Source organism: Paenibacillus oryzisoli (assembly GCF_001653565.1).
In the GTDB taxonomy this organism is placed as follows: domain Bacteria; phylum Bacillota; class Bacilli; order Paenibacillales; family NBRC-103111; genus Paenibacillus_E; species Paenibacillus_E oryzisoli.
In genome coordinates this window covers 1-16,585 of sequence record NZ_LYPB01000040.1, presented here as the reverse complement: position 1 = coordinate 16,585, position 16,585 = coordinate 1, and the positions used below count along the sequence as shown (strand labels likewise).

The window sequence follows — 16,585 nt, the reverse complement described above, 5'->3', positions numbered from 1 at the left end:
ATTTTGTTCCCCCTTCTAATTTTGATCAATATATTCTCACCTGCCTGTTACTATAGTAACAACTAGGGAATAAGTAATATATATGAATGATCCACGATTTGTTATAAAATAGACCGAAAATATATAGTCCGCATTATTTAGCCCAATATGGTCTTGCAGCGATCACGGTTTCTCCTGTAGTTATCGCCTTTTCAATCATCATGCCCAAGTAGTGATCCTGGGAAGCCTCTGACAAACTGTAAAACTCTGAACCACCATTGATATAGGCAGCCATCTTCGCCAGACAGCTTGCGATAGCAATTTCATCATCGTAAAGCCTAGCAGGAGCAAAAGGATTCTGATATAACCATTGGTCTCCGCAAAGAATTCCTTGCAGGAAGTAACCTTCTGCATTTTCATATTCGCCTCGGTTGACTCGTTTCATTTCCATTTGCAATGGCACCGTGTTCTCCTGCTGGATCAGAATCCGGTTGTCGAAGATTTCTCCCCGCTCTCCCCTTACGGAGAGATGGTTGGAACGAGTCCAAGAACGGTGCTGGTCTTTGGTAAAGTCATAAATCCCCAATCTATCTCCGAAATCTAACCACGCCATATCCCTTTGCATCGGAATCATCCTGTCTTCCGTTGGTGGACCGTTCCGTGTAGGACCGCTAACCCATCTGGATTCAAAACGCATGGCTTTAATCTTGACTTCTTCAAAGGTGATACCTAGCATTCGACGGATCAAACTGACGGCGTGGTAAAGATGGGAGATGGAGACTGTCGTTTCCGTGACAACTCCGAGTTTGCCCGAACGGATTAGGGCCAAACGCGCTTCCTGCACGGGATGAAATTGGTATTGTTCAGCTACTTGTACGCGTGCTCCTGTCAATGTTAACTTGTCATGAAGAAGTTCCAATCCCTGCATATCCGGAGCAGGCGGGGTTTCTACCAAAACCGGAATCCCTATTTCCGCTAGCTTAAACAGGTAATCTAGGCTCTGAGAGCCGCTTACACAAAGTACAATGAAGTCCGGTTGCTCATACTTTAGTAGCTCATCTAGAGAAGGATAGGCCGGTACTCTCCATTGTTCTTGCATCGTTATCCTTTTAGATACGTCTCTTATCACCATACTGATGATCTGGAAACTCTCCGGTAACGCTTGCGCAATTCGCAAAAAATACTGCGCACGGAAGCCAGCTCCTCCGATAATGCTGATTTTCACTGCCATTTTACTCACTCCTAAATAATTCAATATTTAACTAAATATGTAAATATCTCACGTGACTAAAGAATTAAGTCATGGATAGCTTTTGGTTGAAACGGGGGGCATGAGCGAGAATACCTTCACGTGTATACAACAGGTTTTCTTTCGTTAAAGGCAGCTGAACCGGTAAGGCTGTTATAGCCGCTTCGTAGATGGCAGTCACCAATTCGATGACTTTCCGTCCCTCAATACCATCAATCATGACATCTCGTGAATCATTTTCAATATTGCTTAATACTTCATGAATTTGACCGGAATGACCCGTAAAAGGCAATGAATCTAACTCGTTATAGAATTCATCGATCTTCTGCTCCAATACGGTGTTGCGTTCCGGAAAACCATTCTCTAGCTGCGTCGAGGCACTTATCTTCCATGGAGCAGAAACCCTTGCGTTCTCTGCTTGAAAAACAATCTCCTGCTCTTCGCCATGATGATTGACCGAACATGTAATTTGGGCCATGCTGCCATTAGAATAAGACAAATGGGCTATTGATAGATCCTCTACTTCCGAATTCGGATGCATAGCATTGCTCATAACAGCTTGTACGGTTTCGGGCATACCCATCATCCACTGCAGGATATCAATATGGTGAACACCATGGTTAAGGGTGCATCCACCGCCTTCCGTCTCCCAGGTACCTCGCCACCACAGATCATAATAATTGTGACCTCGCCACCAATGTGATTCCACCTTGGCATGGATAATTCTGCCGACCAGGCTTGATGATAACGTAGTTTTGAGTTTCATCATTGGATCGAAATAACGGTTTTGCCCAACTACAGACAATATTCGCCCCGATTCCTCCGCAGCTTCAATCATTCTGTCGCATTCTTCCAATGACATCGCCATTGGTTTCTCAAGGAGTACATGCTTGCCTGCATGCAAACAGTCTATCGTCACTTCAGCATGTTGCTGTGGAGGGATGCAGATTGAGACCAAGTCCACCTCATCCAATTCTAGAAGTTCCCTGTAATCCTGTATAATCCGGCAATCCAAATCATATTTCATTTTTAGCTTGTTCGCCTTTTCAACCGTATTGTTTACTAAGGCAACCACTTGACAGCGATCTGGAAAACGAGTGTAAGCTTCGAGATGGGCATCAGCAATGGATCCTGTTCCGATAAGAGCAATACGAATCACGCACTTCCACTCCTTTGGGTGTATATATTATCTGTCAGTAACTCATTAGTAGAACAGGTAGCGAGATTATAGTTTAATGAGATCTGTCGGGTTCATGCCTGTCATTTTTTTGAAAAGAAGACTGAAATAAGGGAAATTCTTGTATCCAACGCTCTCTGCAACCTCATAAACCAGCATATTTCGTTCCAAAAGCAGTTCGCGAGCTTTTTCAATCCTGACACGAGTCAGATAGGTGTTGAAGGTTTCACCGGTCATATTTTTGAATATGATCGACAGGTGGTTCCGTGAGATAAACACTTTATCCGAGAGAATAGCCAGCGTTAAATCCTCCGCATAATGCTCATGAATATATTGCGTAATGAAGTCAACGACTTGACGGTGTTTGCTGCTCCCCTTCCATTGTCTGCTGTCGCAAATAATGGAAATTTTCTCTGATAACCACTTCTGCAGCTGATCAGGCTGGATTAAGTCCTTAATCTCCTTCGCAATCTGGTCGTTCGTGAATAGATCGTCAAGTACATGTCCAGCCTCATACAGACAGTACGAGATAATCCCCCATAATTCACTACCTAACATCTGTACATATTCAGATCTTATCCCTACCTGGTTCTCCAATTCTCCAATATAATCAGCAACGAGCTGCTGAGCCTTCGTTTTCTGGACACCCTTCATGGCATTCGCAAGCTCGTATGAGAATTTCACTGGAAACAATGCGACCTGCTCCTGTTCAGCCGCCGCTTCTCTCTGATATACATAAAACTCAAAGGACGGGTTTACCCGCAGTTGTCTCATATCGATCGCACGGAATGCTTCCTCTGTTGAATCTGGCATTTGGGTCCAATCGGACTTGATGCTACCGCTTCCGACACGACTCATCAATTTCAGATAACTTGCAACGCTTTCAATAATCTGAATACTCAAATCTTTAATCGCTGTGTGTGTATATTCACTGTTATCCAATTCCGGATGAATGATTAATACAGCACGAGTGCTGTGGAGCTCTGTATACTCGACAGATGGAAATACCTTTCGAGCCAACTCGTAAACGATATTACTAACCGCGAATCGATATAAGTTCCAATCCGATACTGAAAATTTGCGTACCCTTTCATCCCGAACGAGTTCAATCCCGATCACGGCATGGTTAGTATTGGACCAGAAACGATACGGCTGAGGCAAGATTTCTCCGCTTTGGTTAGCGCTTTCCAATGTACCAACCACAGCTGAACGCACCCATTCCTTCTCAATAAACGGCTCGTACAACATCAGCTTGTGCTCTAACTCGCCTTGCTTTATCCGTTTTTCTTCCACATCCATCAGTTCTTGGATCACCTTGTTTATAATCACTTTTAGCGTTGGCATGCTAATCGGCTTTGATACATAATCACTGACGTTGTACCTCAGAGCTTGTCTAGCATGTTCAAAATCAGAATACCCGCTCAAGATGATTATCTTTCCAGGAAAATCTTCCTTTCTTAACTGTTCAATCATATCTAAGCCATTCATAAGGGGCATGTATATATCCGTTATAATAATATCCGGCTGTGTACTTCGGATCATATTTAACCCATCGACGCCATTCATGGCTTCCCCAACCCACTCTGCTTCCAATTCATCCCAAGGAATGGCACGCTTCATTCCTTGAAGCACTTGGCGTTCATCGTCAATAATCGCGATCTTCCACACCATATTTACCTCCTTTAGCTATTGCATTTCGTAGCATTTAAGAGTAACTAGCCTAACATGTATGACTGGATCCTATTCGCTTCTGAGTGCCATCATCTTCATAATAACGACCTAGTATAAAGGTTTAAATAGGAATGATGCACAAATTATTATAAAATATCACGATTCCTTCACTTCATTCATTCCTTCATTTTTCAATTACAATTATTTGGTAGGAGGCTCCGTCAATAACGGAAGGAATATTTCTACCCTAGTTCCCCCTTCTTCCCGCTCATACAACTCAACACCGTAGATATGCCGGAAATAACCAGCAATTCTTTCCCTTACATTGCGAACACCGTAGCCACCTGTATGACGTTTCCTCTTATTCTCCACCACTTGTTGGAGACCAATACCGTCATCATCGATGATGATTTGAAGCGAGTTCTCCAAACGGTTCATCTGAATATGGACATAACCGGCCAACCTTGTGTTAAATCCATGAACGATAGAATTTTCTACGAAGGGCTGCAATGTCAGCTTAGGAATATACAGTTCCATAACATCTACGGGCACATCAATGCCATAATGAAGACCGTTCCCCCAGCGAAGTTGCTGGATTTCCAGGTAGCATTTAATATGCTCCAATTCATTTGCAATCGGAATGAAACTGTCTCCGTTAGATAGGCCGATCCGAAACATTTGTCCCATTAGTTCCAGAATTCGGCTAAGCTCTTCATGTCCGGCTTCAATGGCCATCCAATTCAGCTGGTCCAGCATATTGTAGAGAAAATGAGGGTTAATATTAGCCTGAAGCGCTTCAATTTCAGCTTTGCGCTGCTGCTCATATCGCTGCTGGAGGGATACGTACAAATCCTCGATACGCTCGTTTTGCTTTCGGTAACCGGCAAATAAATAACCAAACTCATTCTGATAATCCCCTGGCAAATCCTGATTCTTACCACCGATCGAATAGGAGCTCATGGCAGAGACCAGCATATTAATCGGCTTTGTAAATTGTCTGCTTAAATAGAGGGTCAGCATCAACATCAGCAGCACAGCGGCAACACCAATGATACCGATAACTTCCGCCAAACGGATACTACTCGCAGTAATCTGATTCCACGGTGTCATCTCGACTAAAGTCCAATTGGAATCATTCAACTTCGAATACACCAAAAGCGAATCTCCCACCGTGGAATTCCCACGAATATGGATATAGCCGGATTTCTCGGTTTCCATGTTCACCCTCTTACTCATTTCCAACTGTTCCTGCATTTCACCTATTTTCAGTATTTCCTGCCCGTTACTATCTGTCATAATCCGATTGGAGTCCCTTGAGCGGCCTTTTAACAGGGTTCGGATTTCTTCCGCTTTTACATGAATAACAACGACACCTAAAAAAGTATCATTAAATAATATTTTCCGCCCAAAACTAAGAACTGGCACATTCCCCGTGAAGCTAGGAATTTCATACTCAGATGTCCAGGCAAAATCACTCTTGTCCAAATACTGACTCCATTCCCTCCGATTATCCAAATCCTCTATGTCCCAGAATTGGATATAACTGTTTTCCTCTTTTCGGAAAGGACGCTCCATATACAGATCAATACCTTGAATGATCGGAATGGAATACGTAAGATTGGCCATCGCATTCTGGACATTATCGGCTTTTTGGTGACGATCGAATTCATCCTGACTATTCCAAAGAAGTCTAATCAATTCATTGTCACGGGAAGTGGACAAGGAAATCTGCTCAATCATGGTTAGCCGTGTTGAAATTTCGTTGTTCAATTCTTCCAACAATTGTTGTTGATAATGGGAGGTGTTTCTCACCAGAGCTTTAGAAGAAATATTGTAGCTTGTCCACACAATACTGACTAGAACCAGAAAGATAAGAACAAAAAAGCTGCGGAAAAACAGGCTCTCAATACGAAACTTCTTGAAAATGTTAGTCATCTGGGGTATCTCCCAACTTTGATTACTGTGAAAGAAAACGGTAAAGCTACGAAGGAAACTCGTCTCTTTACCGTCCAATTTGCATATTCAATTTAATCTTAACCTTTAATACCCGTTGTCGCAATGCCCTCAACAAAATAACGTTGCAAAAACGTAAATACGATTGTTGCAGGGAGAATGGATACTAGAGACATTGCCAGCAATTGGCCCCATTCTTGAGCTGATTGCGCATCGTTGATCATCCGCAACGCCAAACCTACGGTATATTTATCTACCGAGTTTAAGTACAGCAAGTGGCCAAGGAAGTCGTCCCAGTTCCAGAGGAAGCAGAAAATCATAATCGTTACAATTGCGGGTTGTGTCAATGGCAGAACCACACGCCAGAATATACCAAACCATGAACAACCGTCAATCTTTGCAGACTCATCAAGATCCTTTGGGATACCTCTGATAAACTGAATCAGCAGGAAGACGAAGAAACTACCGCCCGCTCCACTTGCTACCAAGTGAGGAACCACAAACGGAAGATAGGTGTTTACCCAACCCAGTTGGTGGAACATTGCATATTGCGGAATAATGAGTACCTGTGAAGGCATCATTAAAGTCATCATAAGTATAGAAAACCAGAGATTCTTTAATGGGAAATCTAGACGAGCAAAGCCGAACGCTACCAAGGTAGTTGAAAAAAGCGTTGCGATTAAAACCATGGCTTCAAGACCGAAAGTATTTAGATAAAAGTCAGTAAATGTGCGCCCGGGAATTGCATGCCATCCATCCGTGTAGTTGCTCCATTTGGGAACCGAAGGAAAGATGCCAGGCGATCCAAGCTCAGCATTGGATTTAAGCGATGCGCCTACCCACCAGATCAAGGGATAGACCATAACAATACTGAACATAATCATAAGGGTGTGGCGGACAGTAGAATTCCATTTTATGTTCATTTCCTTTTCTTCCCTCCTGTGTCAGTTTCATAGAAGACCCAATATTTCGAAGTGCCAGCAATAATGGCTGCTACTATAACAATCATGACCAACATAATCCACGCTAAAGCTGAAGCATATCCGAGTTCATAGCGACTGAAGGCCCTCTCATATAGATACAATGCGTATACATACGTAGAATTCATCGGACCGCCATTGGTAATAACGAAAGCGGAAGTAAACATTTGGAATGAATTGATAACACCCATAATTAAATTAAAGTAGATAATCGGTGAAAGCATTGGCAGTGTAATTTTGAAAAATTGTAAAACCTTGTTCGCACCATCAACGGATGAGGCTTCGTAAAGATCGTTTGGAATTTGCTTTAATCCTGCAAGGAAGATAACCATGGCTGAACCAAACTGCCAAACTGTTAGGAGAATCAGCGTCCACAAGGCTGAACCTGGATTCGTGATCCAACCTTTTCCTACTATACCGAATATGGATAGAATTTCGTTAAAGATGCCGTCAACACCAAAGATATTACGCCACAAAATTGATACGGCAATACTTCCACCAATGAGAGAAGGGAAATAAACCGCCGTACGGTAAAAGGAAATACCTTTCATTGCCTTATTTAAGAGTGTTGCCACCAACAAAGCCGCAATCAATTTCAACGGCACCGATGCCAGCACATATTGAAATGTTACTTTGACTGATTGGGTAAATCTCGGATCATCTGTAAAGATACGGGTGTAGTTCCGTAAACCAATCCATTTGATGGGTTCGAGCAACGTATAATCGGTAAGAGAATAATACAATGATAGAAACATAGGATACGCCGTCAAACCAAAGAATCCGATTAACCATGGAGCAATAAACAAATAACCTGCTAACGGGGCATCCCATCTGCTGAAAAACTTGCGCTTCTTTTTCACTTCAGCCCCGTTTGCAGCAACGATAGTAGAATTGTTCAAGTATAATCACCTCTGTACTTTCTTTATAATCGGTATTTTATAACTTAATTATATAAGTCACTCATCTTTGTCTAAAGTAGGGAAATCATCGAATTATTATAAAATATAACGAAAAACGAAGAAGCTAGCCATGGCTGCTTCCTCGTAGTGCGATACATAGAGAGAATTACTTTAGGAATAAATCAATCGTTCGGACTTGTCGGCAATCCCACTTTTTCTGTAAAAATACGTATTGATCCGATCTCTCCATTCTTTGGCATGCTCCACTTGTTCTTCAATTCGCACAGCAACTTGCTTATGCAGTACCTCATCCATGGTTCCAGCTAGACTGTCCCATTGTGAAACAAGCTGCTCCGCCTTTTCCACACCTTCGAAATGCGTGTCATATATATGTTGAATAACGGTTTTACCTGATTGAAGAACGTGAGTATACGGAACATGGTGGAAGAAAAGCAAAAGTTCATCCGGGCAATGGGCTAGCGATTCATATCGTTCAAAATTAGGTGAATTGTATTGGGATGTATATCCCGTACCTGTTGCAAGTGTCCGATCTACACCGATTCCATGCCAATCGGCATAGTGATACGTCCCCCATTTGGCGTATTCGTATCCATCTACATCAGGGCCATAGTGTGTATGGGGAGTGACCATAAAACCAACGCCTAGCGGTGCCGTATAGGACTCATAGATAGCGGGCGAACTCAATAGCATGTTCTTAATTACATGGATGATATTGGCATTATTCCCGAACGTAAGCTTGATCCATTCCTCGGCAATATGCTCAGAAGTCAAGTCTGGATTCCAAATCAACCTACCATAGCCATACAAATTGGCTTGCGCCAGCAAATGTCCTGTCCAGTTCATGTCATTTCCAATATTGGAAACAGCAGCAATGCCTGCCAACCGATTGCCATGAACCTCACCACTAGCAATACGCTTAATGGTGGATCCGTTACCTTTGGTGTAGGATTCAAAGTCTAGGATTTCCTTCCAATGAGGGATCAAATAAAATAAGTGTCGTTGCTGTCCTGTATATTCTTGGGCAATTTGGAATTCTAGCACTTGATTTGTGGATGGCATGGCTCCCAGCAGTGGAGATACAGGTTCTCTGACTTGGAAATCCATGGGACCGTTTTTGATCTGCAAAATGACGTTATCCTTAAAGCGACCGTCCAAGGGCTTGAAGTGATCATAGGCGGCTCGAGCACGATCCGTTTTTCTATCACGCCAATCCTGCTTGCAGTTATACACAAAGCAACGCCAAATAACCATGCCACCAAAAGGCTCTAATGCTTCAGCCAGCATGTTGGAGCCATCAGCATGATCTCGGTCGTAAGTAAAAGGTCCCGGTCGGTTCTCCGAATCGGCTTTTACTAAGTAGCCGCCGAAATCCGGGATAACTGCGTAAACGTCAGCTGTTTTATCCCTCCACCATTGGCGCACATCCGAGTCAAGGGGATCCGCAGTCGTCAGACCGCCGATTTCAATAGGGCTGGCATAATTGACCGATAGAAAGAGCTTGATTGCGTACTTACGGAAAATAGCTGCCAGTTTGGCCACCTCAGGCAAAAATTCTGTAATCAGTTTACTTTCCACTTTATGAACATTCACATTATTGATCACAATACCGTTCAGCCCTGCTGAGGCAAGCATTCTGGCATAATCTCGGATACGGTCATGATCTTCTACAATCAGGTTGTCTTTGAAAAAGATGGATTCACCTGCATACCCTCTTTCCACGGAACCGTCCATATTATCCCACTGATTAATCATCCGTAACCTATTGATTGGGTTCTCAACAATATCTAATTCGTTAATATCCGATCCTGTACTTAACAAACGAAGCAAGTGGAAAGTTCCGTATATAACACCATTAGAGGAAGTTGCACCAACTGCCACACATGCGTTTTCTTTATCCGTTATAATGACATAGCCTTCCTGTCCAATTCGTGCAATTTTCTCCGGTGTAACTATACGATCTACTACAGGATTGTTGCCAAATGTGCCAATGGCAATGACATGTTTCTCTTGGGCGACAATTTCGGGCTTCACGCCCAAGATACCCTCTAGTCCATAGATTAATTCAGATACTGCGGTTTGGATAACGGCATCCTTTTCCGTTACATGAATTCGGCTATAGTCCGCGTATTGATCATAACGATCTCCAGGTAACAATTGGCGGTATCCTAGCCATGCTTGATAGCCGCTGCCAGTATGTAAGTTAGATAAAGTTCCCATGTATAAATAAATCCTCCTCGTGTTGTCCCCATGATTTCCTCAGTATTTGTATTCCCAAATGTCCCCTGAAAGACTTTCTATAATGCATCCACTAGCCCATGGCATAAGGCAGAACCAGGTACTAGCCGGCGAACCATCGCGATATGTCTCTGTTAGCAGCCCTTCTGAATGACAGAAACGCTCGGACATCCAACCCTTTTTCCCATAATCAAATTCATTATCGTACCGATTATAAGTCTGACATCCCCATTCGATGGTATCCATCATCCGATCACGAACATAGTGATCGTTCGTGTTCTCCACGTAGTACAGCAGCTCATCAACAATGTTGCTTGACATGGGATGGATATGCGGATTCGCTGTAGAAGTGACACTTCCCCCAGAGCTCGACCAGCTGAGTTTACTCAGAGGCGGTATCTTTATCGGCGAATTGTAACAGAACTTGAAGGTGAATTCGTAGTCTATCGCATCTCTCATATGCTCCAAATATAGCTTATCGCCAGTAAGAGCATGCAGGTATCGAAGTGCCTTTATATAAGCTAGAATACCCTCTGAATCTACTGCCTTGTCTGCGTCGAGGGGAGCTCCGTAACACTCCATTCGCTTTACATAGGTATCATAATAATGTCTTTCACTTCTCCGTAAGCTTTCAATATATGTCTTATCGCCTGTCAACCAGCTTTTATACGCCATTGCCGCCATACACCAAGTACCGCAGAAGGCATCATATTCTATGCCAGCGCCTGTTGTTTCCGATAGAATGTAAGGGTATTCATCATCTGTATTTTTTGTTCCCTCCACTTTCACAAGTATATTCGTTACAAATGCCAGCCAATCATCATGGATGCATTGCTTCATACGTTTTTCGTACTCATATGCTTTGAGAATATAATACATAGCCTGACCTGTCAGGTAAGAGGTATGCCCTGGTGTATGCATGCCGTCAAACCACCAACCGCGGTTGGACCAAGTGCCATTCTCATAAGTTTCAAAGGGAAGACCCGTAGCAGGGTTTAGAGAATTCTCAACCATATTAGTAATACTTGAAAGAGCCTGATTTCGCATGGACTCATCATCGAGCCGCAGTGCTGCCATTAAAACGGGTACTGCTACTGACAATCCATTTGTCCAGGTCAGCGAAAATATTTTATTATATCGATATCCACCCTTCTCTTTATCTTCAATAACAAATCCTGAATAACTCCTGTCTTCTGGAAGCCAGGCATACTGATAAATTGCCTTTGATAAGTCGGCTACTGTTGTAATTGGATCGCTGGCTTTTCTCGGGCTTTGATGATAGCGATAATAGACCTCTTGCATCGCTGCATTAATGCCCAATTCGGAGTCAGCCTCATACTCAAATAACTCTATTGTAAACGCCACAGATTCCCCTGCGGCCAACTCAAAGCAATTCTCTTCAAGAGGTGCCCGATCTTTCACTAGCGTCGCCTTAATGAACAACCACGGCGCATTTTCATAACCAAGCGTATAACCGACAGTTCCTTTGGAGAGGGAACACGAATATCCGCCGTACTGATAAAATTCCCCTTCGATCTCAGGCTTCCACTGCTGCTTCACGCCATTTCCATAGATGAAATAAGGGCTGGCACTTAGTCCGTATACTTTCCTGTTGTCATATACAAATGCAGCAGGGTGAGACAGCCGATCACTTCTCACCATCCACCAAGGCGATGCCGGACGTGGCGGATTTCCGTCCCTTAATCTCGGAAATTCTTTGGGCACGTTCAGGGGAGCTTCCCCTCGATTTCTGCCATACATGAATGCAGGAAGGAAATAACGAGGCTCTTTTTTCGCAAACGGTAATTCCACATGGATCACCCCTGACCATGCAGCACTGCCCTCATTGCTTACTAATATCTTTGCCTGGTAGGGATCTTTGGGGCTGCCCGTTCCACCGATTACATTTACCAAAGCGCTTAACCCAGCATCTTGCAAACCCGTATAATCCATGCTTTTTGCGCTTCTGGCTGTTAGTATTAGACTTTCCATGATATCCTCCAATCCCATTCCAAAAGATTAAAAGATACCCTGGAACAAGTATCCGTTCCAGGGTATCTGACTTAGACTACTTTTCGTATGATTTCGATGCAGATTTCAACTGATCAAAAGCTTGTTGTGGGGTAATTTTACCAAAAGTAAGTTGATCACCGACCAATGTCCAATCCTTGTCAATGAAATTAGTCCAGCCGCTTGTTGAATCCCAAGTTTGACCGTCTTTCTCTGTTGCGCGAAGCAGATCCAAACCGACTTTATCTTGGTCACTGAAGCTTGCTTGAAGAAGAGCCGAAACGTCCTTGTTAGCAGGCAAACCGCGTACTGTTCCCAAAATTTTAGCTGCTTCAGTATCATTAACGAACCAGTTAACAAACTTCTTAGCTTCTTCCTGTTTCTTCGAGTTTGCGCTAACAGCTAAGTACATCGAAGGCTTCAACCAACCGCCCGGAGCGGAAGCGCGAGGCATAGTCACCAAAGCGTAGGCACCTTTTTTCAAGCTATCATACGTACCGTATCCATTAGAGAACGCATAGCGTACTAAGATTTTGCCTGAAACCATTAGATCCAATTTAGGATCATTTTCTTTGTCAGAGGCATTTACGTCAGCTGGAGGAACAAGTCCTTCTTTGCGCAATTCTTCGAATTTCTTAGTCCATTCTAGGTAAGTCGCTTGATCTACATTAAATTTGCCATCTGGGGAGACAACCGAACCTTTCCCTTTTGCATACTGATAGGCTGAGTAAACGAAGTAATTACCGCCGTAATCCTTTGTGAAATAAGTTCCACTAGGTAATTTCGACTTGGATTCTTTAGCTAGTGCAAAGTATTCATCCCAGTTCCAACCATTAGCAGGATTCTTAATGCTTAGTTTATCCATTGCCGCTTTGTCATAAATCATACCGAAGGCAACAGAGCCAAGAGGAATACCGTATTGTTTACCACCGGATTGTCCGCCTGCCATCAGTTTGGCATCAAATTTACTTACATCTACAGTTGGCGTCAATTCAACTAATTGCTTGCGCGCAGCCCAATCAGGCGTCCAGCCCGGGTCAAGCTGTACAACATCTGGCGCATTGTTAGCAGCTGCTTGTGTGGACAATTTGTCCAAATAACCGTCCATACCTGAGTACTCAGGTTCGAACGTTACGTTCGGGTTGTTCTTCGTGTACAATTCGAGAGCCTTCAAAGTTGCGTCATGACGATTCTGAGCCCCCCACCACATAATGCGAAGCTTAACTGGCTCTGTGGATGCCTTAGCTGTCTCTGTCGGTGCGGCAGTTGGCGCTGAACTAGTAGTTGCTCCTTTGTCGCTAGCACCACAAGCAGCAAGTGATCCTACCAAAGCAGTTGTTGTAGCCAATACGGCTAGAGAACGTTTCCATTTAAACATTGTTACCCCTCCTGTATTTCATTAATTGTTTTATTTCTGTTACTATCGTAACAATTCAGCCATGATATTGATATATGAATGATCCACGAATTGTTATAAAAAAGACCGAAAATGTAGAGAGATAGAATCATTGTTATACTAACAGTGTTATGACACAATCATCGACTCGGAATCTACCTATTGGGACTTACTCGTAAAAAATTATATCAAATTAAAATGATATCAATTTGGGGTGAAATGTACTTATAATGGTTTTGAGTAAAGCGAATTTAACAGACATTGCTTACAATAAGGGGGGAGTCGTGTGAAAAAGCAGGGATTGGGTCTTAAACTGCACAAGTTGCATTCTTCAAATGCTTGGATCCTATTGTTTCTAGCAATTAGCGGTATATTACTTTACCTACCACCCATGCGCGCTTTATTAGGTGAGGGCCGGGTTTGGCTGAAGCAGCTGCATATCGCAGCTGGATTGGTATCTCTGGCTTTAATACTTATATATCTGCCGTACATCCGCAAGCATCTCCGCCTACTGACTGCCCGCAAAGCCCAGCAAGGAAATCTGATGCTAGTACTTGTACTATTGGCAGGATGGATTGTGTCTGGTCTTGTTTTATGGAGATATCGGTCATTTCCGCCTATTTGGAATAATTCGGCATTATTGATCCATGATTTATTGACATGGATCGGTATTCCATATGCCACTTACCACTCCATCACGCGAAGTCGTTGGTTGAGAAAGGCCGCCCGTGAAGCGGCTAGGAATCAACTTTCCACCTTGGGCAAACCCGTTGATGTCAGGGAGATAGGTACCTATGAGCCGACAACGGGTAGAATTTTCCGCTACATATCTCGTAGATCCTTCATTAAAACAGGTGTGGCGGTGGTTCTGGCGGGGTTCGCCATGCCCCCTTTTATCCGTTGGCTGAATTCTGCTGTAGGGGGCTCCAACCTCTCCTCACTTCAAGAAGAGGAATCCTTGTTGGTGGATTTTCTACAGCCGACGCCCTTGTCGGATTCACTGCCACCGAAGGGGGGCGGAGCGAAGGGCAGCTTCCGGATCTATACAGTGACAGACATACCCAAGTTTAATCCCGATACGTGGACATTCACTGTCGACGGGCTTGTTAATCAGCCTTTTCAATGGAGTTGGACCGAATTTCTGGCTTTTCCCCGTCAAGTACAGATCAGCGATTTTCATTGTGTCACAGGTTGGTCAGTCAATAGCTGTACCTGGGAGGGCATTCCTCTGAACAAACTGTTGGAACTTGCAGGCGTTAAGGAGGGGGTAAAGATGGTGAAATTTTATTCAGCGGATGGCGTATATACGGACAATATCACCATTGAACAAACCTGGATGGAGGACGTGATGGTTGTGGTTATGCTAGATGGCAAGCCAATTCCCAGAGATATGGGAGGCCCTGTTCGACTAGTGGTTCCACAAATGTATGCATACAAATCAGTAAAATGGCTGAACCGGATCGAGCTCATTGACAGTGATCATACGGGCTACTGGGAACAGCGAGGCTATGCCAAAGATGCCTGGATTTGGGTACCGCCCGCGTAAACCTATCATTATCGAATTTCACCTATATAAATAGAAATCGCCGTTCCATTCCGACTAGGAAGCAGAGCGGCGATTCTTCCTAATTAAAAAGGCTGCCATTCGGCAGTCTCCTTTTATGTCATATCCTTCATGATCATAGGTCGATTTTCAATGGTATTTGTACTACACGGATACAACCGCTTCCCATGTTCCTGACTTAACACTTCTAATGATAGCATCATTAATAAGCATTGCTTGATAGCCATCTTTGAGTGTAGCAACTGAATCCGCAGGCGTTTCATAGTTATTGAATACAGCATCATAAAAGTGCTGCATCGTATTCTTAAGACTATCCGTCCAACCTTCCTCATGACCACTGGGATAGTGCAGATAGGGTAATGCTTTCTTTTTAAGTAAAGCGGGGTCTCTTAAAATCGTTTCACTTGGCTTATCCCGATAGCCCATTTGTAATTTAAAAGGCTCCTCTTGTTTCCAGGTCCCCGAAGAAGTTAAGCCATCCAAATTAATCTCCAATGCATTTTTCTTACCGGCAGATACTTGTGATACTGTGAAAACGCCTCGAGCTCCGTTACTAAACCTCACCAAAACCGAACAATAATCTTCCGTTTTAATATCCACTTGTTTTAAAATATCATTTGTTTCAGACGATGTTCCGTTTTTACTTGATGTATAGCGAATCGGATGAACGATGGATAGATCAGCAAGAACCTCAGTAATTCTAAGATCGGTAACATATTGCACGAGATCGAAAAGATGGGAACCGATATCACTTAACGCACGCGTCTCTCCCCCGAATTGAGGCTCCATGCGCCAATTGTAGTCAGTATCATAAAGAAGCCAATCTTGTAAGTAACTCCCACGAATAATTCGAATCTCTCCAAGATCACTATCATTCACCATATTCTTTAACTGTTGTACCATTGGAAACTGCCTGTAATTAAAATTAATGCCAGTAATTAACCTTTTCTCAAGGGCTAATTCATAAAGTTCTTTTGCTTCGCTACTCGTAAGAGTTAGTGGCTTCTCAGATAGAAGATGCTTGCCATGGAGAAGCGTTTGTTTGTTTATTTCATAATGAAGATGATTTGGCGTACAGTTGTGAACAACCTCAATCTCATCATCTTGCAGCAAATCCATATAATTACCGTAAGCTTTAGGAATATGCAGAGACTTTGCATACTCTTCGGCATGCTTTTCACTACTTTGCCCGATAGCCACAACTTCTACATAGCCCAATCTTCGTATTGCTTCGAGATGAGCTTTACCAATAAAACCCGCTCCAATGATGGCTGCCTTTATTTTTTTCATGATTCCCCTCCTCACTTACAACATTAACACTCAAACTTTTAACAGTCAATGTTAAAAGTTTGAGTGTTAATGTTAAAACATAAAAAAAACTACGACTGACCAATTAACGCACAATACCTATTTTCAGCCTCTTTAAGGTATTTTGTTGGATTTCTTCTGAA

Annotated in this window: 11 protein-coding genes; 1 reads left to right on the top strand and 10 read right to left on the bottom strand. The window is 43.2% G+C overall.

All coding sequences use genetic code 11. The features are described 5' to 3' along the window. Positions 1-133 precede the first annotated feature (133 nt). From A8708_RS01765 to A8708_RS01725, 9 genes are all read right to left on the bottom strand, one after another. Complete coding sequence (locus A8708_RS01765) at positions 134-1,210, bottom strand: Gfo/Idh/MocA family protein (RefSeq protein WP_204787451.1); 1,077 nt, start codon at positions 1,208-1,210, stop codon at positions 134-136. 64 nt (positions 1,211-1,274) lie between these two features. Beyond that, positions 1,275-2,387 (bottom strand): Gfo/Idh/MocA family protein, encoded by a 1,113-nt coding sequence (locus A8708_RS01760; protein ID WP_068661828.1) that lies wholly within the window; start codon positions 2,385-2,387, stop codon positions 1,275-1,277. 66 nt (positions 2,388-2,453) lie between these two features. Continuing rightward, on the bottom strand, positions 2,454-4,073 hold the full coding sequence (locus A8708_RS01755; RefSeq protein ID WP_068661856.1) for a response regulator transcription factor: 1,620 nt from the start codon (positions 4,071-4,073) through the stop codon (positions 2,454-2,456). A gap of 204 nt (positions 4,074-4,277) precedes the next feature. Continuing rightward, complete coding sequence (locus A8708_RS01750; RefSeq protein ID WP_068661827.1) at positions 4,278-6,011, bottom strand: sensor histidine kinase; 1,734 nt, start codon at positions 6,009-6,011, stop codon at positions 4,278-4,280. Between the two features lie 98 nt (positions 6,012-6,109). Next, entirely contained in the window at positions 6,110-6,952 is an 843-nt protein-coding gene (locus A8708_RS01745; RefSeq protein WP_068661826.1) for a carbohydrate ABC transporter permease, read from the bottom strand. Next, positions 6,949-7,908 carry a carbohydrate ABC transporter permease gene (locus A8708_RS01740; protein ID WP_068661825.1) on the bottom strand — a complete coding sequence of 320 codons (960 nt, stop codon included), beginning with the start codon at positions 7,906-7,908 and terminating at the stop codon, positions 6,949-6,951. The genes A8708_RS01745 and A8708_RS01740 overlap by 4 nt, the downstream gene beginning before the upstream one ends. A 171-nt stretch (positions 7,909-8,079) precedes the next feature. Next, positions 8,080-10,146: an alpha-glucuronidase family glycosyl hydrolase gene (locus A8708_RS01735; protein ID WP_068661824.1), complete on the bottom strand. Its 2,067-nt coding sequence runs from the start codon at positions 10,144-10,146 to the stop codon at positions 8,080-8,082. A gap of 39 nt (positions 10,147-10,185) precedes the next feature. Continuing rightward, a complete protein-coding gene (locus tag A8708_RS01730; RefSeq protein ID WP_068661823.1) occupies positions 10,186-12,156 on the bottom strand; it encodes a hypothetical protein in 1,971 nt (656 codons plus the stop codon). A 76-nt stretch (positions 12,157-12,232) separates the two neighbouring features. Beyond that, on the bottom strand, positions 12,233-13,552 hold the full coding sequence (locus A8708_RS01725) for an ABC transporter substrate-binding protein (RefSeq protein ID WP_068661822.1): 1,320 nt from the start codon (positions 13,550-13,552) through the stop codon (positions 12,233-12,235). A 304-nt stretch (positions 13,553-13,856) separates the two neighbouring features. Here A8708_RS01725 and A8708_RS01720 point away from each other — a divergent pair, with 304 nt between their 5' ends. After that, complete coding sequence (locus A8708_RS01720; RefSeq protein WP_068661821.1) at positions 13,857-15,116, top strand: molybdopterin-dependent oxidoreductase; 1,260 nt, start codon at positions 13,857-13,859, stop codon at positions 15,114-15,116. 162 nt (positions 15,117-15,278) lie between these two features. On the opposite strand, the gene A8708_RS01715 is transcribed toward A8708_RS01720, so the two are convergent. Continuing rightward, on the bottom strand, positions 15,279-16,424 hold the full coding sequence (locus A8708_RS01715) for a Gfo/Idh/MocA family protein (protein WP_068661820.1): 1,146 nt from the start codon (positions 16,422-16,424) through the stop codon (positions 15,279-15,281). Positions 16,425-16,585 lie beyond the last annotated feature (161 nt).